Genomic DNA, 21,211 nt, shown 5'->3' on the forward strand with positions numbered 1-21,211 from the left:
CCTTATTTTGATTTATAGTTTACAAACAGGAGAAAACATAATATGAATACAAGAAATTTAGTTTTTGTAGCTTTATTTAGTGCCATTATGGCAGTTTTAGGATTTATACCACCAATTGCTTTATCATTTACACCTGTACCGATTACATTACAATCACTTGGTGTCATGCTTTCAGGCGGTTTGTTAGGATCTCGTCTAGGGGCTCTTAGCCAATTGGTATTTTTACTTGTTGTAGCAGCGGGTGCGCCGCTGTTAGCTGGAGGACGCGGTGGATTTTCAGTTTTTGTGGGACCAAGTGCCGGTTATTTAATGGGATATGTAATCGGAGCATTTGTTATTGGATATTTCGCAGAACGTCTTCGCAACGTATCATTTCTGAAAGTATTTTTAATTAATATTATTGGTGGTATTCTCGTTGTATATTTCTTTGGTGTTATCGTACAAGCCTTTGTGATGGATATAAGTGTAGTAAAAGCAGCAGAATTAAGTGTTGTGTTCTTACCGGGAGATATATTGAAAGCTGTATTTGCGGCAATTCTTGTTACGAGACTACAACGTTCATTGAAACGAACAATTTATAGTACAAATTATGAAACACGTTAAAACGTGTTTCTTTTTGTTATAGAAAAGGAAGTGGGATAGGTGGGAATTACAAAATCTTATGCAGCACATGCTCATTACCGTCCGAACAAAACTGCAATAAAAACAAAAGATAGAACCGTTACATATAAAGAATGGTATCGGTCTGTTTGCCAAGTTGCAAATTGGCTTCACGAGGAAGAATCAAGTAATAAAAAGATTGCGATTTTGCTTGATAATAGTGTGGAATTTTTACAAATTTTTGCTGGGTCTGCTATGGCAGGATGGATTTGTGTACCACTTGATCCAAAGTGGAATAGTTATGAACTTGAGGAACGACTACAAATCGTACAGCCTTCTATTATAGTTGTAGCGCAGCATAAACGTAACCAGTTGCCTCAAACAAATAGTAAAGTATTTTCTATCAGTACGTGGTCTGAAAGAATAACAAATGCTTCGATTACAGCAAATTGTGTAGAAAAGGTAGGAGAGTTACCTTTTTATATGGGATTCACATCAGGATCAACCGGAAAAGCAAAAGCGTTTCTTCGTTCACAACAATCATGGGTAGAAAGCTTTGCTTGTAATGTTCATGATTTTCATATGGAAAAAGAGGAGGCAGTATTGCTCGCAGGAACATTTGTTCATTCTCTTTTTTATACGGTGCAATGAGTGCTTTATTTTTAGGACAAACGATACACATGACAGAAAAGTTTATTCCAAACCGTGTTCTTTCAATATTAGAGAAGGAATCTATTTCTGTTATGTATACAGTTCCAACGATGCTAGAATCCCTATACAAAGAAAAAAGAGTTATAGAACGAGAGATAAAGATTATTTCATCAGGTGCAAAATGGGAAGCTGAAGCAAAGCAAAAAATAAAACAGATCTTTCCAAAGGCAAAGCGATATGAATTTTATGGGGCGTCTGAATTAAGCTTTGTTACAGCACTATCACATCATGATAATGAAAATAAACCATCTTCAGTTGGAAGACCATGTCATAATGTAAAGATTAGTATTCGTAATGGGGACGGACAAGAAGTAGGGCAAGGAATAGTCGGTACAATTTATGTGAAGAGTGAACAGTTTTTTATGGGGTATATAATAGATGATGCACCAGTTTGTCACGTAACGAGTGATGGATGGATGACAGTTCATGATGTCGGTTATGTTGATGAAGATGGATTTTTATATATTGTAGGACGAGAAAAAAATATGATTATTTATGGTGGAATTAACATCTTTCCTGAAGAAATTGAACGTGTATTGCAGATGCATCCAAATATTGATGAAGCAGTGGTGGTTGGTAAGAAAGATGTGTATTGGGGAGAAAAACCGGTAGTGCTGGTTAAAGGAGCGGTATCAAAACAAGAGCTGAAGCAACTTTGTTTAGGAAAGTTATCTTCTTATAAAATTCCGACAGAATGGTATTTTGTAGATGCAATTCCTCATACAAGCAGTGGAAAAGTTGCACGGGCAGAAGCGAAAGAAATCGTTGAAAAGCAGGAGTTTATGTATGAATAGAGCAGTAATTGTTGAAGCAAAACGCACTCCGATTGGAAAGGTAAATGGGATATTTAAAGATTATTCTGTTGAAAAATTAGCGGCCCCTTTACTTACATATATAAGTAAAGGTATCGAAAAAGAAATCGATGATGTTATATTCGGAAATGTTGTCGGGCCTGGTGGAAATGTGGCTCGGTTGTCAGCGTTGGAGGCGGGCCTTCCATATATAGTATCAGGCGTGACGATTGATCGTCAGTGCGGAGCTGGACTGGAAGCAATTCGTATAGCATGCTATCTGATTCAGGGCGGAGCTGGAACTTGTTACATTGCAGGTGGAGCCGAAAGTGTAAGCACTTCACTATTCGAGAAAAGAGCACGCTTCTCACCTGAACATATTGGTGATCCTGATATGGGAGTTGCTGCAGAGTATGTAGCAAAGCGTTACGGAATTACAAGGGAGATGCAAGATGCGTATGCGTGTTTGAGCTATAAACGAACGTTAGGGGCATTAGAAAAAGGGTATTTACAAGAAGAAATTGTACCAGTTTCTCACATTACAGTAGATGAAACGATTAAACATGGTATGAATTATGAAAGGATTATAAAACGAACACGCCCTGCCTTTTTACAAGAGGGGACAGTGACGGCAGGTAATTCATGTGGAGTGAACGACGGAGCGTGTGCACTTCTTATTATGAATGAAAGACAAGCTGAAAAGCTTGGTTATAAACCGGTGCTACGATTTGTGCATAGTGCCGTTGCTGGTATAGACCCTCATTTTCCAGGCAGTGGCCCGATATTTGCAGTGCAAAAGCTATTACAACAGACGAATCTTACAATGGAGGACATTGATTGTATTGAAATGAATGAAGCGTTTGCTTCTAAAATAGTTGCGTGCGCGCAAGAGTTAAATATTCCTTATGAAAAATTAAATGTAAACGGCGGAGCAATTGCTCTTGGACATCCGTACGGTGCATCGGGAGCAATGCTCATGACAAGATTATTTCATCAAGTACAAAGAGAACGGGTGAAATACGTGATTGCAACGTTAGGCATTGGCGGAGGAATTGGACTTGCGCTTTTATTTGAAAAGGTGGAAAGCTAGGAATCACAACATATGCTTTTTAAACTTAACGATTCAAGATGCGGATTATTATGTTCATTTGTATCATCAGTTACTTCATATTCTGAGAGAGAAGAAAAGAAACGCAAGAAGCTATTTATGCTTTTTGCGTTTCTTTTTGTATGTGAATGAGATGATTTAAAAATGCTTCGCCTGTAACAGTTGCTTTTCCACCACCGCGTGCGCTTTTTTGATTACCTCCACCTTTTCCTTCTATAAGAGGAAGAGCTGTTTTTAAAAGAGTGTTCATGTCTTGCTCAACGGCTTTACCGCATACGCAAATGCATTGTAAATTTTCACCGTTTTGTGTAACAAAATATGTAATGATATGTACGTCTTGCTCTGTAATTATAGCTGCTAATTTAGCCAATTCCTGCATAGAACGGTCTGTAAAGTTCACCGCAATTTGTTTTCCAAACGAAGTTTTCTCTGCTTGCTGCAGTAATTCATTTGCTTCCACAGTGAGTAGTTTTTCGTTCGCTATTTGCAGCGCTTTTTCATTTTCTTTTTGAGAGGAAAGAAGCTGATTTATTTTGTTTGGAATAGCGTCTTCTTTACTATGTAATTGCTGGGCTGCGCTTTTTACGAGAGCTTGATTGCGCTTCATAAGTTCGATTGTACGCCAGCCGCAAACGAATGTAAGGCGAATATTTCCTTTATGACGCTCCCAATCGATAATTTGAATCGGACCAACTTCACCAGTTTGTTTTGGATGTGTACCGCCACAGCCGTTATAATCAAGATTTTCAATAATCACAACACGAATGTTTTCTGTTACAGTCGGTTCCTTGCGAAGGGGAAACTGTTTTGCTTCTTCTTGGTTTACCCATTGAACTGTAATGGGACGATTTTCAAATACAATTTGATTAGCAAGGTAAACAGCTTCTTCGGCTGTTTCCAAAGAAAGGTCGGAAGTTTCTAAATCAATTGTTACGATCTCTCTTCCTAGGTGAAAACCAATTGTTGGAATATTAAAGTGATCCCAAAATATGGCAGACAAAATATGTTGTCCAGCGTGTTGCTGCATATGATCAAAACGACGTTTCCAAGAAACATATCCTGTTATTTCATTTACATGTATCTCTTCCGTAATGTAATGACGAATTTCTCCATCTATTTCCTCCACATTTATAACAGGAATTTGATTTAATTGTCCTGTATCATGTGGCTGACCACCGCCCGTTGGGTAAAAAGCTGTTTCTGTTAATACAACATATATATTACCATCGTTGTCGCGTGCTTGTTTTGTAATTTGAGCTGTGAATGTTTGTAAGTATGCGTCTTTGTAATACAGTTTTTGGTTCACGTCTATACTCCTTTCAAATGTAACTATTTTCATTGTAGAACAATACGTATCACTTTCCTAATATTTCACAAGAAAAGTTCTCTTTTTTAGAATTTTCTTGCTATAATAAGGGAAAGGTAACATAACGGGGGTGGATGATATGTTATATGAAAATGGGGTAAGTAAACTGATTCATCTAAGTACAAATATATCTGAGCTATACCGAGAATTGCATGAAATGACCCGTCACTTAACAGAATGTAACCAAGAAAGTGTCACGTTTGATCGGTTATATGTGAAAGAATTGCTATGGAAGAAAGAAGATGTAGTCTCTATGTATGATCAGCTACTTATTCAAATTTGTATTAATGAATGTTTTGATATGAAAAGTTGGATAGCTGGAGAATATAGCTACACACATGAAGAAGTAGAGAGTTGGGTGGCTGAATTTAACAGTAAACATAATGTAGACATTGTATTAGAGGCAGTATTAAAAGAATTACAGTTTACATATGGCATTGACATGGAGCTGAAACGAACAGCTCGTGTTTAGGAAAATGAAAATCATGTTTTCAAAGGAAGCTGCTTTTCAGCTTTCTTTTTCTTTGCATTGCATTTGTAGATAGAGAAGGTGAAAGAGATGAAGGGGAAGTTACAACACATTCATCCTATAGGGATGAATATTATTATTGGAACATTATTTGCAAGATTTGCAACATCGATGAGCATTCCATTTTTAGCAATTTACTTGACGAATGCAAAAGGAATATCAGCAGGAGTTACAGGAGCCATTATTGGAACGAGCGCATTAGTGGGTGTATTTGCAAGTTTTATTGGCGGGAATTTATCAGATCGTTTTGGGCGAAAAAAGATTATGCTATCTTCTATTATTGTTTGGATTCTTGTATTTATTGGATTTGGATTTGCAGAGCATGTCGTTGCATTTTTTCTGCTAAATGCACTAAATGGGATGTGTCGTTCATTTTTTGAGCCAACGTCTCGTGCTTTATTATCTGATTTAACAAAGCCGGAGCATCGTTTAATGGTGTTTAACTTACGTTACGGTGCTATTAATGTTGGTGTTGCGATTGGGCCACTTGTTGGTCTTCAGATTGGCAGCGCTGAATCAACAACACCATTTTTTATAGCCGCTATTATGTATGCTCTTTATACAATTGTGCTCGCATTACAATTTCGAAAGTATCGCATTGGAGAAGAAAAAACAGAAGAGACAGAACGAGTTAATTTTATGGATTCCCTGCGCATTATAAGAAAAGACATTGTCTTTTTAGTTGCGTTAATTGGAATTATCATTAGTACAGCAGGATATGCACAGTTTTCATCAACGCTTTCTCAATATTTTGCGAACTCCCATCTATTTGAAAATGGAGTGAAATTGTTTTCTTATGCATTAACATTAAACGCAATTACTGTAGTAATCGTTCAGTACCCACTCATTCAAATTTGTAAAAAGTATACACCGCTCGTATCCATTATGATTGGTACATTACTTGTTAGTGTAGGATTATGTGGATTTGGATTTGCTGGATCAATGTGGACTGTTTTCGTTTGTACGATCATATTTACAATTGGAGAAGTATTAATGTTTTCCATGACAGATGTGTTTATTGATCAAATTGCTGTTGCAAATTTAAAGGGAACATATTTCGGGGCAATGGGATTCTCAGGAATCGGAGCTGTTATTGGGCCATGGTTTGGCGGATTCCTGTTAGATTATTACGGTTATCATAATGGTTTTACGATTTTTACAATTTTGGCGGTGCTTTCAATGCTTGCATTTCCAATTTTGTTGTTGACAAGGAATTTGCTACGTAAAAGAACGATAGAAGAAAAATGGGAAGCACAAATGTAATACGCGTATGTACGAAATAAGGTTTTATGAATAAAGGAGGCTGATCATTTTAAGAATCAGCCTCCTTGTATTATTGCCAGTGCAATAGTAGTTCAAAGGTGTTAATTGCTTTCAAATCTTCCGTTACTTTCTGCTTTATCACGCCATTCGTGGGTAGTAATATCCCACTGATGGAAGTTTCACTTTATTTTGCAGAAAGGATATGTCTTATATCATGTGTTAGATTTGCATATGACTATTCTGTAAAGAGGACAGTTTGTTCTGTTAATTGTGCTGTTTCTGTTTTAGAAATGTGAATAGTAAGAAGACCATTTTCAAGAGAGGCTCCCATTTTTTTATATATGATATTGGTTGGTAAAAAAATCATATGTTGTAAGGCAGAATTATTATAAGATACGTTAATTTGTAGGCCTGTCTCCATCTTTTTAATTAGAATATTTCGCTCTACTATGTTCGGAATGTCGGCTTCTAAAATATATTCTTGTTCTGTTTCAAAAAGGTCAACGTGAATATCGTTTTGAGAGGGGAATTTGCGTATAAATCGGAGCAAAATTGATTCATCCATTCTTCAAAGCCATCAACATGAAAAAGGCAGTCTTTTTTCTTTTTATTGCCCATTGTAAGAAAACCTCCATAAAAATTCATTCATATTACGATATTCACTTTGAAAATAGAGGTGAAAAAGAAAGAGGAAATGTGCTTAAAAAGAAGAGAAGATTTTAGAAATATATGATAAATATATGATAAAAAGACAGTGCGCATGCACTGTCTGCTTTGTTACATATCGTGGTGAGCATGATTTTTTTGACGTGTATGTTTTTGGTTTTTTACTTTGTGTGATCCGCTTAACGGTTCTGGTTGACCACCAGAAACTTGCCCTTGCGGAGAATTTTTACGAATGGATTTGCTGTTGTTTTTCTCCATTATAATACCCCTCTTTTTCTTGTGCTCTAGCGGTTATTCAAATGAACGGTAGAGCTCGATTAGCGAAATGAATTAGCTGAAGGAAAGTACCTAGTCTAAAGTTTCGCTCTATATTAGGATGAGAAAACTTCATAAATTTATACGAGAATGTTTTTTGAGGTAAAGGTAAAAGATAATGGAGAGTAATAAAAGAAAGGGGAATGGTTATGCCGTATCACAAAGATAAGCAACAAGCATTTCAAGCTGCACAGCAAGGAACGACGGATGCAGAAAATGTATATAACAACATTGTAAAAAACGATCCAAATTATGCACAGGATTTAAAACATTTACGTCAAGAAGTGCATGAAGCATATGAACAAATCCAAAATGCATTAGAAGTTGCTTCTGAAACACAGCGAAAGCAATTGCAACAATATGAACAAAATTTACAACATATTATGCAAAATGTGGAGGAAGTACGTGATTAATAGGTTGTTGAGTAGTCTCAGCAGCCTTTTCACATAAGACAAGCTAATGATGATTAAGAAAAAATGTATTATAATTAGTTGTTTTATTGTTATGTTAAGTATGATAGGAATTGAACATGTTGATGCAAAAATGTTAATGAGAAAAGAGCTAGAACCAACTGGCTATGTAACATGGGAAGTACCAACTAATGAAAAAATAATGGCAATCACTTTCGATGATGGCCCGGATCCTACATATACACCTCAAATTTTAAAGATATTACATCAATATAATGCTGAGGCAACCTTTTTTATGATTGGATTCCGAATTCAGGGTAATCCATATTTAATTGAACAGGTGTTAAAGGAAGGACATGAAATTGGTAATCATACAATGAATCATTTGTACGCACGCAGTGAAGCTGGACAAAAACTCGAAAATGATATTCTAGATGGGAAACGGTATTTACAAAAATGGATAGATAAGCCCCTCCTTTTTCGTCCGCCTGGTGGGTATATTAATGAATCGGTGTTTAAAACGGCAACAGAAGCAGGATATCAAATCGTGTTATGGTCTTGGCATCAAGACCCGAGAGATTGGTCTAATCCTGGAAAGGATAAGATTGTAAATCACGTTCTAAAAAACGCGAAAAGTGGTGATATTGTCTTATTGCACGATGGAGGAAGCGATAGAAGCCAAACTGTCGAAGCTCTAAAAGAGATTTTACCAGCCTTGCAAAAGCAAGGGTATCGATTCGTGAAAGTGTCAGAGTTATTAAAGTACAAGCATTGAAAAATCCCAAAAGATTATCTTTTGGGATTTTGTATTATTGATTCTTTTTACGTTTTTTATTATTTTGACGCTGAGCCGCTGTTAATGGCTCATTTGAAAATTCTTCATTATACCCTGTACCTTGTCCTTGTGCAGAGGCTGCGTTCATTCCTGGAATGACATGATTGGCTTTACGTTTTCCCATGATTATACCCCCTAATTGACTATAAGAGCCTGAAGAGTTCCATTTACTTTTTATAAAGAAAAACGCTTTCTAAAAAGCAGTTTCACTTTATAGAAATAGTATCTGTTAACGAGTAATTTACTATGCAGTAACGAAGCTATAAAGAAAACTTATGAAAAACTATAAGTTTCTTCTTATTTACTTATCCTTTAAGTTGTAATAATATATTATCGTAAGGTATTGAAAAGTTTGTCTACATTTTATATTCAGACAATTTCAGTCACGTTTAACAGGGGGTAACCATAATGGTAAAACACAATCCATTTCACGCTCGTACAACATTTGAAGTAGATGGAAACACGTATCATTATTATCGTTTGAAAGCGCTTGAAGATGCAGGGGTAGGTAATGTTTCTAAGTTACCTTATTCAATTAAAGTATTGCTTGAATCAGTACTTCGTCAAGTTGATGGCCGCGTTATTAAAGAAGAACATGTTGAAAATTTAGCGAAATGGGGAACGAAAGATATTCAAGATATCGATGTACCGTTTAAACCATCTCGCGTTATCTTACAAGACTTTACAGGGGTTCCAGCAGTTGTTGATTTAGCTTCTCTTCGCAAAGCAATGGCAGATATGGGCGGAAATCCTGATAAAATCAATCCAGAAATTACAGTTGATCTTGTTATTGACCACTCTGTACAGGTTGATAGAGCGGGTACATCAGATGCGCTTCAATTTAACATGGACTTGGAGTTTAAACGTAATGAAGAACGTTATAAATTCTTAAGCTGGGCACAAAAATCATTTGATAACTACCGTGCAGTTCCACCAGCAACAGGTATCGTTCACCAAGTAAACCTTGAGTATTTAGCGCCAGTTGTTCATGCAGTGAAAAATGCTGAAGGTGAACTTGTTGCATACCCAGATTCATTAGTAGGAACGGATTCTCATACAACAATGATTAACGGAATCGGTGTTCTTGGATGGGGCGTTGGTGGTATTGAAGCAGAAGCTGGAATGCTTGGACAGCCTTCATACTTCCCAGTACCAGAAGTAATCGGTGTGAAATTAACGGGTACACTTCCAAGTGGTACAACAGCAACAGACATTGCATTAAAAGTAACACAAGTATTACGTCAAAAAGGTGTAGTTGGAAAATTTGTTGAGTTCTTCGGCAGTGGTTTACAAAGCATGCCATTAGCTGACCGTGCAACAATTTCTAACATGGCACCAGAGTACGGTGCAACTTGTGGATTCTTCCCAATCGATGATATTTCATTAGATTACTTACGTTTAACAGGAAGAAGCGAAGAACAAATTCGCATCGTTGAAGAATATTGTAAAGCAAACGGCTTATTCTATACAGCTGATAGTCAAGATCCAATTTATACAGATCTTGTTGAAATTGATTTAAATACAATTGAGTCTAACCTTTCTGGTCCGAAACGTCCACAAGACTTAATTCCTCTTTCTAACATGAGAGATGAGTTCCGTAAAGCTGTTTTAGCGCCGGTTGGTAACCAAGGATTTGGCTTCTCAGAGCAAGAATTTGATAAAGAAATGAAAGTAGTATTACAAGATCAAGAAGTAACGATGAAAACAGGTGCAATTGCAATTGCTGCAATTACAAGCTGTACAAATACATCTAACCCATATGTGTTAATTGGTGCAGGTTTAGTTGCGAAAAAAGCAATCGAAAAAGGCCTTAAAGTACCTAGTTACGTAAAAACATCATTAGCACCAGGATCTAAAGTTGTTACAGAATACTTAGATAAGTCCGGATTAACAACGTATTTAGATCAATTAGGTTTCCAAACGGTAGGTTACGGCTGTACAACTTGTATCGGTAACTCTGGTCCACTAGCACCAGAATTAGAAGAATCAATTGCTGCAAATGACTTATTAGTAACATCAGTATTATCTGGTAACCGTAACTTTGAAGGTCGTATTCATCCGCTTGTAAAAGCAAACTATTTAGCATCTCCACCACTAGTTGTGGCGTATGCACTTGCTGGTACAGTTGATATCGACTTGAAAAACGATGCAATCGGTAACGATGTAAATGGTAACCCAATTTACTTTAACGACATTTGGCCAACAGCGGCAGAAATCGAAGAAGTTGTACAAAATGTTGTAACATCTGAACTATTTAAGAAAGAATATGCACAAGTATTTAACAGCAACGAACGCTGGAATGAAATCCAAACTTCAAATGAAGCTTTATATACTTGGGATAATGATTCAACATATATCCAAAACCCACCGTTCTTCGAAGGGTTAGCAAAAGAGCCAGGTGAAGTGGAAACACTTTCAGGACTGCGCGTAGTTGGTAAATTTGGCGACTCTGTAACAACAGACCACATTTCACCAGCAGGATCTATCGGTAAAAACACACCAGCAGGCCGTTACTTATTAGAAAATGGTGTGCAGCCAGTTGACTTCAACTCTTACGGTTCTCGCCGTGGTAACCATGAAGTAATGATGCGTGGTACATTTGCGAACATCCGTATTAAAAACCAAATCGCACCAGGTACAGAAGGCGGATTCACAACGTACTGGCCAACAGGCGAAGTGACATCTATCTATGATGCTGCAATGAAATACAAACAAGACGGAACAGGTCTTCTTGTTATCGCAGGTAAAGATTACGGTATGGGAAGCTCACGTGACTGGGCTGCAAAAGGTACGAACTTATTAGGTATTAAAGCAGTTATCGCAGAAAGCTTCGAGCGTATTCACCGCAGTAACCTTGTGTTAATGGGTGTATTACCACTACAATTTAAAGATGGTGAAAGTGCAGAAACACTAGGTCTTACTGGTCAAGAGTCATTTGAAATTCAAATTGATAAAACAGTAAAACCACGCGACCTTGTAAAAGTTGTTGCGACTGACTCAGAAGGAAACGAAAAACAATTTGAAGTAGTAGCACGCTTCGACAGTGAAGTAGAAATCGACTACTACCGTCACGGCGGTATCTTACAAATGGTTCTTCGTGAGAAATTAGAAGAGTCTAAGGTATCTAACTAAGTTGCAAATTTATTAGTTCTAAATGAACAATATTTTGTATAAAAATTGATTTTTACCAAAAAAAGAAGATGACTTTCGTCATCTTCTTTTTTCTTATGATTGTAAATTCTATTTCAAGCGATGTATATGGGAATGATGTTTGCATCTGCAAGTGCATCCTGGCTATTGGTGGGGGGACAGACATTCTTAGCTATGGGCATATTATGTGTAACTGCCAGTTTCCTAGTACTCCAAATTGTTCGTTTCTTAGTAAAAGAAAGATCGGCTCCCGTTTGAGTCGATCTTTTTTCCCATGTTAAAACATACAACGGAAAAGTTCTCGTTATTATTTTCGGAATAAAGTGAATAGAGGTAAAAGTATGATATATTCATAATATCCAATCATTTTTAAGGGAGATGGGGAACATGACAAAGGAAAATCAAACAGTTGAAAATAAGGAATTAACAATTTTTAACCACATTGGAAACACAATTGTAACAGAAGATAGAGAAATCCAAATTATTTCAAGATTAGAAGAGCCTCTTATTGTTGTGTTAGCGAATGTATTAAGCGATGAAGAGTGTGAAACGTTAATTGAAATATCTAAAAGTAAAATGAAACGTTCTAAAATTGGTGTTTCGCGCAAAATAAATGACATTCGGACGAGTAGTGGTACGTTTTTAGAAGAAAGTGAGGCCGCTACTAGAATCGAAAGACGAATCGCTTCGATCATGAATGTTCCTGTTGAACATGGAGAAGGGTTACATATTTTAAAGTATACAGTTGGCCAAGAATATAAAGCGCATTATGATTTTTTTGCAGAAAACAGTGCGGCAGCAAATAACAATCGTATTAGTACCCTTGTTATGTATTTAAATCATGTAGAAGAAGGCGGAGAGACTTTCTTTCCAAAACTCAACGTTTCTGTATCTCCGAAAAAGGAATGGCGGTATATTTCGAATATTTTTATCAGGATGCATCATTAAACAAGCTCACTTTACATAGCAGTGCACCTGTTATCAAAGGTGAAAAATGGGTTGCGACGCAATGGATAAGAAGAAGACCTTTGTATTAAGATACCATTCAATTACGAGTTTTTTATGGTATTATACTGTGACAAAATTAAGTATACTGGAATGAAGTGCTAGTTTAACATTGTAATTCATTAAAGTGTATAAAAGTTAATTTACAGCATAAAAAAGGAAGATGACTTTCGTCATCCTCCTTTTTTATGCTTGAAAATCATATTTCAAGCGATATATTCGTGATCAATGGATATCCTTAGATGGCTCGTGATTCCATATATCGATATCGAAATAATAAAAAATCTGAAATTCCGTCAGATCTTCTTTCAGTTATACCATAAATCATTTCTTATCTTTTCTGTCAATACTATTAAGCTACGATACTTAAAGCATAAAAATAGACCGTCTATTGACAACTTTGTTCTTGAGAAATTAAGTTTAGTTTTATTTTTTATTCTTTATTCTTTATTCTTTTTTTATTACTGTTCTGATACCCAACGCAACACATACTATTCCTATTATCTTCATTAGGGTGTTACCTATGTCTCCAATACTATTAATTGTTAAACCAATCAAAAAAGATCCTAATAGATAGAGAAATATACCAAATAACATTTTCAATAAGTTTAGCACCTAAATTCTCTATGATATTTTTTGAAATTTTACCACTCTCTTTAAAAATTAGATATTTTTACTCATTATCCTTCTTGTGCTAAACTGTTCCGTAGCACTGAAGTTATGTGAGAGGCGCTCCTTTTTTACAGCTTTAGGGGTAGAAGTGCATGACAATCTAATTTTTAGAGAACAAATCAATCCCAAAATGAACTGTTATCGATAGAGCAATCCATAAAAGCTTGTTCTTTTAGAATTAACAGAAGATAATAAATAATAGTTTGTAATTGAAGGGTCATAATGAGGGTAAATTAACCAAAAGAATTGTAAGAGGTGTTATATGAAACAAGCTATTTTGGGTATATTTCTTATCTCATTTCTCATGATTTGTCCCTCATATTCAAAAGCAATAACTATGCCTTGTAGTATGGTTTTAGAGCCAATTGATAAGAACCTTACGAATGCAAAGGGAACCGCATTGGTTTATAAAGTGCAGCTACGTCCACCAAGTTTTGCACGAACTAGTGTAAGTATTCTTGGTGTACATCTCCCGCAGCCATCTTCTTATGGAAATTACGATAGTTATGAAGGTTTTGCTTTTATCCCAGAAAAAATTAGTTGGCGTTTTCGACTGTATCCTTCTCCAGAAAAAGATAGTCCAACTTGGGCTGGAAGATTTGATGAAATTACATCTCAAATGGAGGATGTGGAAGTACAGGTGCGTCTTTCTAATTCAAAAACTAAAAAATTGGGACCAAGTATATTAAGAAAGAATATCAAGTATTGTAAGTAGCAATTGGGCGAACGGAGGCTCAAAATGAATAAATAATATTACCTATTGTCTAATGATAGGAAGCATTGTTATGTATGTAGTCATTGTGAAATGTAATGCAGTGTCTGTAAAAAGAAAAGAAGAACGGATGTAGTTATCTTTGATTTAACTCAAATTATAAAACATACAACAATAAGAATTCGATTCTTTTCACAATTGTTGGACTTATTGGTTTCATAAGTTGTATATATCGAGAAAGGGAAGGCACATTTCGCCTTTCCTTTTCTTATGTTTGCAAATCATGTTTCGAGCAATGTGTTTGTGATCATCAGATGCCCTTAGATGGTTTGTGATTTCATATGCCGATATCGGAATTTTGTCTCTTGGTGAGTTTTTTGAACAAATTTTAGTCTATATTTATGTAATTTCGGCTGGATTTTTTGGGGTTGTGGGATTCATTAATGATTTTAAATAAACGATAAGTTAACTTCTGCTAACGGACAATATGCGAATACAATTCTTTTTTATCGCAATTTGGGAATGAAGTTCGAGTGTGGTTGAAACCGCAAAAGAGACCAATTTAAGTTCCTATCATTATCTTCGTTATTTGTTTGAAACGCTCCCCAATATCGATTTAAATAATAAAGAGGAAATTGATAAAGTCTTGCTGTAGTCAATGGATTTACCATCTAGTTGCAAAGGCCGAAAAAAGTGAAGTAAACAAAAGGTAACTCTAAAATCAATCTCTATGGTATTTTTGGATTCTATTAACATTTACGGTATAGACATAATGATGTAATATATTGAATGAAATGAAGTTAATACATGAAGGATGGACATAAAATGGGAGATTTATTATTGATGATGATTGAACGCGTTGGTTTAATCGTTATTTTAGGATATTTACTTTCGCATATTAAGGCGTTCCGTTGGCTACTGTATAAGCAAGATAGCTATAAAGGTAGCTTTATGTTAATTGGCATATTTTCATTATTTACAATTGTAAGCAACTACACAGGGATTGAGATTTCTGGTAATACGATTATGAATGATAACTGGCTGCGGGGCGTCTCTTCTTCTAGTACGATTGCGAATACGCGTATTATGGGAATTGGGATTAGCGGGTTACTTGGAGGTCCAATTGTTGGAATAGGAGTAGGATTGATAGCCGGCATTCATCGTTATGTGCTAGGAGGAACGACTGCATTGAGCTGTGCAATCTCTTCTATTTTAGCTGGGGTTGTGACAGGTTATATTGGCTATTTATATCAAAAACGGAATCGCGTTGTAACCCCTAAGTTTTCTGCGGTGCTTAGCATCTGTATGGTATCGCTGGAAATGATTATGATTCTTTTCATGATCGATGATGGCTGGAGTATTGTGAAAACAATTGCACTCCCAATGATTATCGTAAATGGTTTTGGAAGTTTTATTCTATTGTCAATGATTCAGTCCATTTTACGACAAGAAGAACATGCGAAGGCATTACAAACGCATAAAGTATTGCGCATTGCTGATAAAACGCTTCCGTATTTCCGCCAAGGATTAACGGAAGAATCATGTACGCATGTGGCACAAATTATCCACCGCTTTACAGGAACAGATGCAGTATCTTTAACAGATACAGAAAAAATATTAGCACATGTTGGATTAGGATCTGATCATCATATTCCTTCTCATAGCTTAATTACTGAATTGTCAAAAGAGGTGTTAAAGACCGGGAAAATTATGAAAGCAAAGTCGCGCGAAGAGATTAATTGCCAGCATGAAGAGTGTTTATTACAAGCGGCAATCGTGATTCCGCTCACATCTCGTGGAAAGACCATTGGTACGCTAAAGCTTTATTTTAAAGATCCTAATTCATTAAGCCCCGTAGAGGAAGAGCTGGCAGAAGGATTAGCGAAAATCTTTTCAACGCAGCTTGAACTTGGAGAAGCAGAACTGCAAAGTAAATTGTTGCAAGATGCGGAAATAAAGGCGCTGCAAGCACAAATTAACCCGCATTTTCTCTTTAATGCGATTAATACAGTTTCTGCTTTATGTCGTACAGATGTAGAGAAAGCAAGGAAATTATTGTTACAGCTAAGCGTGTATTTTCGCTGCAATTTACAAGGTGCAAGGCAGCTTCTCATTCCGTTAGAACAAGAATTGAATCATGTGCATGCGTATTTGTCGTTAGAACAAGCAAGATTTCCGAACAAATATGAGGTGAAAATGTACATTGAAGACGAGCTGCATAATATTTTGCTTCCACCGTTTGTGTTGCAACTATTAGTGGAAAATGCTCTTCGTCATGCATTTCCTAAAAAACAGCCTCTATGCCAAGTTGAAATTCATGTTTATGCCAAGAAAAACAGCGTACATTTCAAAGTAAAAGATAACGGTCAAGGGATTGAACCGGAGCGATTAGAGCAGTTAGGAAAAGCAATTGTATCGTCAAAAAAAGGAACGGGAACAGCATTATATAATATTAATGAACGGTTAATGGGGCTGTTTGGAAAAGGTACAACGCTTCATATTGTCAGTGAACTGGAAACAGGGACGGAGATTTCCTTCACGATTCCAATTCAAAGAAAAGGAGGCAGCGATATTGAAAATATTAGTAGTCGATGATGAAATGTTGGCGCGGGACGAATTAAAATATTTATTATATCGAACGAAAGAGGTCGATATAATTGATGAGGCAGACAGTGTAGAAGAAGCGTTAGAGAAGTTGATGGAAAGTAAACCGGATCTTGTTTTTTTAGATATTCAGTTGTCGGATGATAATGGATTTGAGATTGCTAATATACTAAAGAAGATGAAAAATCCACCTGCTATTGTATTTGCAACGGCCTATGATCAATATGCCATTCAGGCATTTGAAGTAGATGCTTTAGATTATATTTTAAAGCCGTTTGACGAAGAGCGCATTGTCCAAGCGATTAAGAAATTTAAAAAACGAAAACAGCATGAAATGGAGGAGAAACAAGAAGTACATGCGTCAGATGTATCTAGTAGAATGAAAAAATTAGCGCTGCCGATTGATGAATCGATTGTATTAGTGAATATAGAAGATATCGTATATGCTGGATTGTTGGACGGAAAAGTAATTGTGAAAACGATTTGTGATACGTATGTGACGTACGATACGCTTGCCATATTAGAAAAGAAATTGCCACAAATGAATTTTCTGCGTGTGCATCGCAGTTTTATCGTAAATGTAAATCATATTTCTGAAATCCAGCCGTGGTTTAACTCTACGTATAATTTAATTATGAAAGAGGATTCAAAAGTACCTGTAAGCCGTACTTATGCAAAAGAATTAAAGAAGCTGCTTCGTATTTAACGAGCAGCTTTTTGCATTTCATCCTTCTTTTTCTGTAACTGATTTCATATATTTGACGCTCTGTGTTGTAAGTGCTTACGGAATCGTTTACATCCTATACAATAAAGCTATCAAATCGAAAGAGGTGCAAGGATGGTATGAAAAAATCATCTGTTAATCCGTGGCTTGTTGTCCTCGGTACAGTCATTGTACAAATGGGACTTGGAACGATATATACATGGAGCTTATTCAATCAGCCTTTAGTGAGCAAATACGGTTGGGGTCTTAACGCTGTTGCTATAACCTTCTCAATTACTAGCTTTTCTTTAGCATTTTCAACTTTGTTTGCAGGTAAATTACAAGAGAAATTGGGACTTCGTAAACTCATTATGATAGCCGGATTAGCCTTAGGAATTGGCTTGATGCTTAGTTCGCAAGTTTCCTCATTACTAATGCTTTATATACTAGCAGGAGTTGTTGTAGGTTACGCAGATGGAACAGCCTATATTACTTCACTATCCAATTTACTGAAATGGTTTCCAGAGCGTAAAGGTTTAATTGCTGGTATATCTGTCTCCGCATATGGCACGGGTAGCCTAATTTTTAAATACATTAACGCAAAGTTCATTGATTCAGTTGGTGTATCACAAGCGTTTTTATATTGGGGCTTAATTGTTACAGTTATGATAGTGGTAGGCGCTTGTCTTATCCATCAAGCCGCTGAACAAGGTACAGTTCATGAAACAAAAAGTCGTGACTATACAACAAGAGAAATGCTAGGTACAAAACAAGTTTATCTGTTATTTATCATGCTATTTACATCATGTATGAGTGGCTTATATTTAATTGGCATGGTAAAGGATATTGGGGTTCAACTCGTAGGGCTTAGCGCAGCAACAGCAGCTAATGCTGTCGCTATAGTTGCGATCTTTAATACGGTTGGCCGAATCATTTTGGGACCATTGTCAGATAAAATCGGTCGTTTAAAAATTGTTACCGCAACGTTTGTCGTTATAGCTACGTCTGTCTTTGTTCTTAGTTTTGTGGATTTAAATTATGGCATTTATTTAGCCTGTGTAGCAAGTGTTGCTTTTTGTTTTGGTGGAAATATCACTATTTTCCCAGCCATTGTTGGTGATTTCTTCGGTCTAAAAAATCATAGTAAAAACTACGGAATCGTGTATCAAGGCTTTGGTCTTGGAGCACTTGCAGGTTCCTTTATCGGTGTAATTCTAGGTGGATTTAAACCAACTTTTATGGTGATTGGCGTATTGTGTGTCGTGTCATTTATTATCGCGATTTTCATTCAACCACCTAATCAGCAAAAAGAAAAACAAGAAAATTATCGCAGTGTAGCGTAAGCATTTTAAATTTTTATTACATTCTAAAAGTAAACGTAAAGTAACTCCAAAATATACAATAAAAGTTGATTTTGGAGTTATTTTTTGTTTACTTCACTTTTTTCCTTCTGTGAATCAGGTAAAGCCTTTAAGGCTTCATCAAACTTCCGTCTGGCATGTGCCCAACATCCCATAAGGGTAACATCTGGTACTTGATGATAACCACTATATCCATCTGCTTGTAAATACCCTTGAAAACTAGTTAAAAAACGTTTCGGATGTTCCCCTGCTCTTGGAGGTAGAACGATAGGGATGTCCTCTCGTCCTGTACGGTATAACCACAGATAGGACTTGGTTGTTGCCGCCCGCCCAGGTTCGCGTAAGACTTGGAAGGTTGTTTCGTCTGCATGAAGGATGGTTCGAGTAAGTAGATGTCCATGCATCCTTTCATACAAAGCCACTAACCAACGATCGGCCCCATATAATAACCAATTTCCCATCGTTTGTCGTGATAAGAAAATTCTCATTCGTTCAAAATGCTGTATTACTTGGCGCCCTCTATACAATCACTGCCATTACATTTTATCATATCTGGCGAGAAGATACCCACCTCAAGCGCGAAGCGGTAGGTGGGGGATGAATCGCTTTTTTTGTTTTTTTCAGGTATATAAATAGAAACGTATGTTCTTTTTTGGTATACTTTGTGTATACAAAACAAGAAAGGAGCGTGTCCAATGAAAAAAGCATATTTTTCAATTCGTATCCATAAGAATGCACTGAATCCGAAGTATGTTGAAGCTATTGGACATGCTCTTTTCGTATTTAATCGTGCGAAACATTTCGCTTTTCAAACGCAAGTGTTAGAAAAACGTTCTGGCACTTCCAGACGTTCTGAGAGTATGCAAATTACTGTAAAATCACGATTTAGTCTGAATGACTATTATGCAAATAGTGCTGTGCAGGAAGCCAATGCGCTGTTTTCTTCTCAGACAGAATTGAAGAAATTGTATATCGAAAATAAAAATGAACAGATTAAAGCTGTAAAAAAGAAGATTAAGAAAACCAAGTCAGATTTGACAGTGCTGAATAAAATGAAAACATCTTTTATCAAAGGGAAGCCAAAGTTCAATAAAACGTCCAAAGAACAACAAATGGGACGATATTTTGTTGTGCAATTTAAAAAGAGAACGGATATTTACTATCATGCCTATCAATTTGAGCATGAATATTTAAATGTGCGTATTCAAACACTTCGTTCTCGTTTAGGTAGCCTTGAATTTCGGTTGGATAGACTACAAAAACTACTTCATAGTTTAAAAAACAATGTTTCTTCCGTTGTATTTGGAAGTAAAAAACTATTTAAAGCACAACATACTGTAGATACTTATGCTCAAAATCATACACTTTGGGTTCAAGATTTTGAAAAGGCTCGTTATAATCAAATGTTGATTTCAGGTCGAAAAGACGCGAAATCAGGAAACTTTGTATTTACATACAATACAGAATCACAATCTTTACACTTTACAACACCAAACGGTGTTGTAGTTGAAATTCCGAACCTTGCATTTCCGTATGGACAAGAACAAGTGAATGCAGCTGTTCAAAACCAATGGAATTGCAAAGATAAAAAGAATGCAGGAAAACCAATCAGTTGGGCAATTGAAGATCATGGGGATTACTACATTTTTAAGTGTTTAATAGATATTGAAGAGAACCAAAATAAAAACTTCAGTAAATCCGATGGTGTCATTGGAGTAGACTGTAATTTTGACCACTTTGCTTGGTCAAACATCAATAAACAAGGACAACTCATAAAAACGGGTGTATTATCTTTTGATATTTTAGGTAAAACATCAGAACAAATTACTAAAATTATGGAAGCAGAAGCCATTGCATTGGTTGATATTGCTGTAAAAGCAAACAAACCGATTGTTGTAGAAAAATTAAACACAACAAAAGCAAAGGTTAAGAATCCTTATGGTAACAAAAAAGCAAACATGATGATGAGCATGTTTGCTTACAAAAAGATGATTTCAGCTATTAAAAGCCGTGCTGAGAAGATGGGTGTAGCAGTATTTGAGGTAAATCCAGCGTACACTTCTCAAATTGGTAAAATCAAATATATGAAACGTTTTGGTATCAGCATTCACCAAACAGCTTCTTATGTCATTGCTAGAAGAGCAATGGGATTTAAAGAAAAACTTCCACCAGTTTTGTATTCACTATTACCGGAGAAGATGGTAGGTCTGCATCATTGGGCGCAATGGAAGTGGCTGTCTGGCATTCTGTCTGATTTGCGTGTTCACACATTCTATCAGATGGAGCTTTCGAACCATAACAAGATTCGTTCTGCGAACGAACTTTTTCCTTCAGGGGCTCTTACAGACCTGGAAGTAAAAGGTTTGTCTAAGTTTGAAAGCAGAAAAACCATACCTTGTTGAATGGGTAT

General features: G+C 36.3%; 15 protein-coding genes and 5 pseudogenes. 15 read left to right on the top strand and 5 right to left on the bottom strand.

What is annotated here, in order from left to right:
* The first annotated feature begins 42 nt into the window (after positions 1-42).
* From ACEWFJ_RS10625 to ACEWFJ_RS10635, 3 genes and pseudogenes are all read left to right on the top strand, one after another.
* Complete coding sequence (locus ACEWFJ_RS10625; protein WP_473692061.1) at positions 43-603, top strand: biotin transporter BioY; 561 nt, start codon at positions 43-45, stop codon at positions 601-603.
* Positions 604-642: 39 nt separating this feature from the next.
* Positions 643-2,105 (top strand): annotated as a pseudogene (locus ACEWFJ_RS10630) (acyl-CoA synthetase).
* A complete protein-coding gene (locus ACEWFJ_RS10635) occupies positions 2,098-3,192 on the top strand; it encodes an acetyl-CoA C-acyltransferase (RefSeq protein ID WP_473692063.1) in 1,095 nt (364 codons plus the stop codon). The pseudogene ACEWFJ_RS10630 and the gene ACEWFJ_RS10635 overlap by 8 nt, the downstream one beginning before the upstream one ends.
* A gap of 115 nt (positions 3,193-3,307) precedes the next feature.
* Here ACEWFJ_RS10635 and ACEWFJ_RS10640 read toward each other — a convergent pair whose 3' ends face one another.
* Entirely contained in the window at positions 3,308-4,516 is a 1,209-nt protein-coding gene (locus ACEWFJ_RS10640) for an alanyl-tRNA editing protein (protein WP_473692065.1), read from the bottom strand.
* A gap of 139 nt (positions 4,517-4,655) precedes the next feature.
* On the opposite strand from ACEWFJ_RS10640, the gene ACEWFJ_RS10645 reads away from it, so the two are divergent.
* Both ACEWFJ_RS10645 and ACEWFJ_RS10650 read left to right on the top strand, forming a co-directional pair.
* Positions 4,656-5,048 carry a hypothetical protein gene (locus tag ACEWFJ_RS10645; protein WP_253629997.1) on the top strand — a complete coding sequence of 131 codons (393 nt, stop codon included), beginning with the start codon at positions 4,656-4,658 and terminating at the stop codon, positions 5,046-5,048.
* Positions 5,049-5,135: 87 nt separating this feature from the next.
* Positions 5,136-6,368, top strand: coding sequence for an MDR family MFS transporter (locus ACEWFJ_RS10650; protein WP_473692068.1), 1,233 nt, complete (start codon positions 5,136-5,138; stop codon positions 6,366-6,368).
* 235 nt (positions 6,369-6,603) lie between these two features.
* Here ACEWFJ_RS10650 and ACEWFJ_RS10655 read toward each other — a convergent pair.
* Together ACEWFJ_RS10655 and ACEWFJ_RS10660 are read right to left on the bottom strand one after the other, a co-directional pair.
* Positions 6,604-6,986, bottom strand: a pseudogene (locus ACEWFJ_RS10655) (Hsp20/alpha crystallin family protein).
* 159 nt (positions 6,987-7,145) lie between these two features.
* Positions 7,146-7,292 carry a small acid-soluble spore protein P gene (locus ACEWFJ_RS10660; protein ID WP_098307004.1) on the bottom strand — a complete coding sequence of 49 codons (147 nt, stop codon included), beginning with the start codon at positions 7,290-7,292 and terminating at the stop codon, positions 7,146-7,148.
* Between the two features lie 206 nt (positions 7,293-7,498).
* Here ACEWFJ_RS10660 and ACEWFJ_RS10665 point away from each other — a divergent pair, with 206 nt between their 5' ends.
* Positions 7,499-7,762, top strand: a complete 264-nt coding sequence (locus ACEWFJ_RS10665) for a hypothetical protein (protein WP_098307006.1) — start codon at positions 7,499-7,501, stop codon at positions 7,760-7,762.
* A 91-nt stretch (positions 7,763-7,853) separates the two neighbouring features.
* Positions 7,854-8,534 carry a polysaccharide deacetylase family protein gene (locus ACEWFJ_RS10670; RefSeq protein ID WP_473692441.1) on the top strand — a complete coding sequence of 227 codons (681 nt, stop codon included), beginning with the start codon at positions 7,854-7,856 and terminating at the stop codon, positions 8,532-8,534.
* Between the two features lie 34 nt (positions 8,535-8,568).
* On the opposite strand, the gene sspO is transcribed toward ACEWFJ_RS10670, so the two are convergent.
* Positions 8,569-8,718, bottom strand: a complete 150-nt coding sequence (gene sspO, locus ACEWFJ_RS10675) for a small acid-soluble spore protein O (protein WP_098307008.1) — start codon at positions 8,716-8,718, stop codon at positions 8,569-8,571.
* Between the two features lie 284 nt (positions 8,719-9,002).
* Between sspO and acnA the strand changes: the two genes are divergently transcribed.
* From acnA to ACEWFJ_RS10710, 7 genes and pseudogenes are all read left to right on the top strand, one after another.
* Positions 9,003-11,726, top strand: coding sequence for an aconitate hydratase AcnA (gene acnA / locus ACEWFJ_RS10680; RefSeq protein WP_473692071.1), 2,724 nt, complete (start codon positions 9,003-9,005; stop codon positions 11,724-11,726).
* Between the two features lie 380 nt (positions 11,727-12,106).
* A pseudogene (locus ACEWFJ_RS10685) lies at positions 12,107-12,781 on the top strand (2OG-Fe(II) oxygenase).
* Positions 12,782-13,683: 902 nt separating this feature from the next.
* Positions 13,684-14,136: a YoqH family protein gene (locus ACEWFJ_RS10690; protein WP_473692073.1), complete on the top strand. Its 453-nt coding sequence runs from the start codon at positions 13,684-13,686 to the stop codon at positions 14,134-14,136.
* A 529-nt stretch (positions 14,137-14,665) separates the two neighbouring features.
* Positions 14,666-14,788 (top strand): annotated as a pseudogene (locus ACEWFJ_RS10695) (transposase domain-containing protein); the annotation flags it as partial.
* A gap of 170 nt (positions 14,789-14,958) precedes the next feature.
* Positions 14,959-16,728, top strand: a complete 1,770-nt coding sequence (locus ACEWFJ_RS10700) for a LytS/YhcK type 5TM receptor domain-containing protein (protein WP_473692075.1) — start codon at positions 14,959-14,961, stop codon at positions 16,726-16,728.
* On the top strand, positions 16,703-17,443 hold the full coding sequence (locus ACEWFJ_RS10705) for a LytR/AlgR family response regulator transcription factor (protein ID WP_098307039.1): 741 nt from the start codon (positions 16,703-16,705) through the stop codon (positions 17,441-17,443). Before ACEWFJ_RS10700 ends, ACEWFJ_RS10705 begins: the two co-directional genes overlap by 26 nt.
* A gap of 137 nt (positions 17,444-17,580) precedes the next feature.
* Positions 17,581-18,783 carry an L-lactate MFS transporter gene (locus tag ACEWFJ_RS10710; RefSeq protein WP_440603850.1) on the top strand — a complete coding sequence of 401 codons (1,203 nt, stop codon included), beginning with the start codon at positions 17,581-17,583 and terminating at the stop codon, positions 18,781-18,783.
* Positions 18,784-18,881: 98 nt separating this feature from the next.
* Here ACEWFJ_RS10710 and ACEWFJ_RS10715 read toward each other — a convergent pair.
* Positions 18,882-19,304, bottom strand: a pseudogene (locus tag ACEWFJ_RS10715) (IS66 family transposase); the annotation flags it as partial.
* A 192-nt stretch (positions 19,305-19,496) separates the two neighbouring features.
* Between ACEWFJ_RS10715 and ACEWFJ_RS10720 the strand changes: the two are divergent.
* Entirely contained in the window at positions 19,497-21,203 is a 1,707-nt protein-coding gene (locus ACEWFJ_RS10720) for an IS200/IS605 family accessory protein TnpB-related protein (RefSeq protein WP_473692077.1), read from the top strand.
* Positions 21,204-21,211: the final 8 nt, after the last annotated feature.

This window comes from Bacillus sp. EA-CB0995 (genome assembly GCF_055814245.1).

What these genes read in the sequence shown, in the direction of transcription:
- ACEWFJ_RS10710 (WP_440603850.1), top strand. Translation starts at nt 17,581, where the DNA reads ATGAAAAAATCATCTGTTAATCCGTGGCTTGTTGTCCTCGGTACAGTC.
- ACEWFJ_RS10700 (WP_473692075.1), top strand. Translation starts at nt 14,959, where the DNA reads ATGGGAGATTTATTATTGATGATGATTGAACGCGTTGGTTTAATCGTT.
- sspO (WP_098307008.1), bottom strand. Translation starts at nt 8,718, where the DNA reads ATGGGAAAACGTAAAGCCAATCATGTCATTCCAGGAATGAACGCAGCC.
- ACEWFJ_RS10650 (WP_473692068.1), top strand. Translation starts at nt 5,136, where the DNA reads ATGAAGGGGAAGTTACAACACATTCATCCTATAGGGATGAATATTATT.
- ACEWFJ_RS10720 (WP_473692077.1), top strand. Translation starts at nt 19,497, where the DNA reads ATGAAAAAAGCATATTTTTCAATTCGTATCCATAAGAATGCACTGAAT.
- ACEWFJ_RS10635 (WP_473692063.1), top strand. Translation starts at nt 2,098, where the DNA reads ATGAATAGAGCAGTAATTGTTGAAGCAAAACGCACTCCGATTGGAAAG.
- ACEWFJ_RS10645 (WP_253629997.1), top strand. Translation starts at nt 4,656, where the DNA reads ATGTTATATGAAAATGGGGTAAGTAAACTGATTCATCTAAGTACAAAT.
- ACEWFJ_RS10625 (WP_473692061.1), top strand. Translation starts at nt 43, where the DNA reads ATGAATACAAGAAATTTAGTTTTTGTAGCTTTATTTAGTGCCATTATG.
- ACEWFJ_RS10670 (WP_473692441.1), top strand. Translation starts at nt 7,854, where the DNA reads ATGTTAAGTATGATAGGAATTGAACATGTTGATGCAAAAATGTTAATG.
- ACEWFJ_RS10665 (WP_098307006.1), top strand. Translation starts at nt 7,499, where the DNA reads ATGCCGTATCACAAAGATAAGCAACAAGCATTTCAAGCTGCACAGCAA.
- ACEWFJ_RS10660 (WP_098307004.1), bottom strand. Translation starts at nt 7,292, where the DNA reads ATGGAGAAAAACAACAGCAAATCCATTCGTAAAAATTCTCCGCAAGGG.
- ACEWFJ_RS10690 (WP_473692073.1), top strand. Translation starts at nt 13,684, where the DNA reads ATGAAACAAGCTATTTTGGGTATATTTCTTATCTCATTTCTCATGATT.
- acnA (WP_473692071.1), top strand. Translation starts at nt 9,003, where the DNA reads ATGGTAAAACACAATCCATTTCACGCTCGTACAACATTTGAAGTAGAT.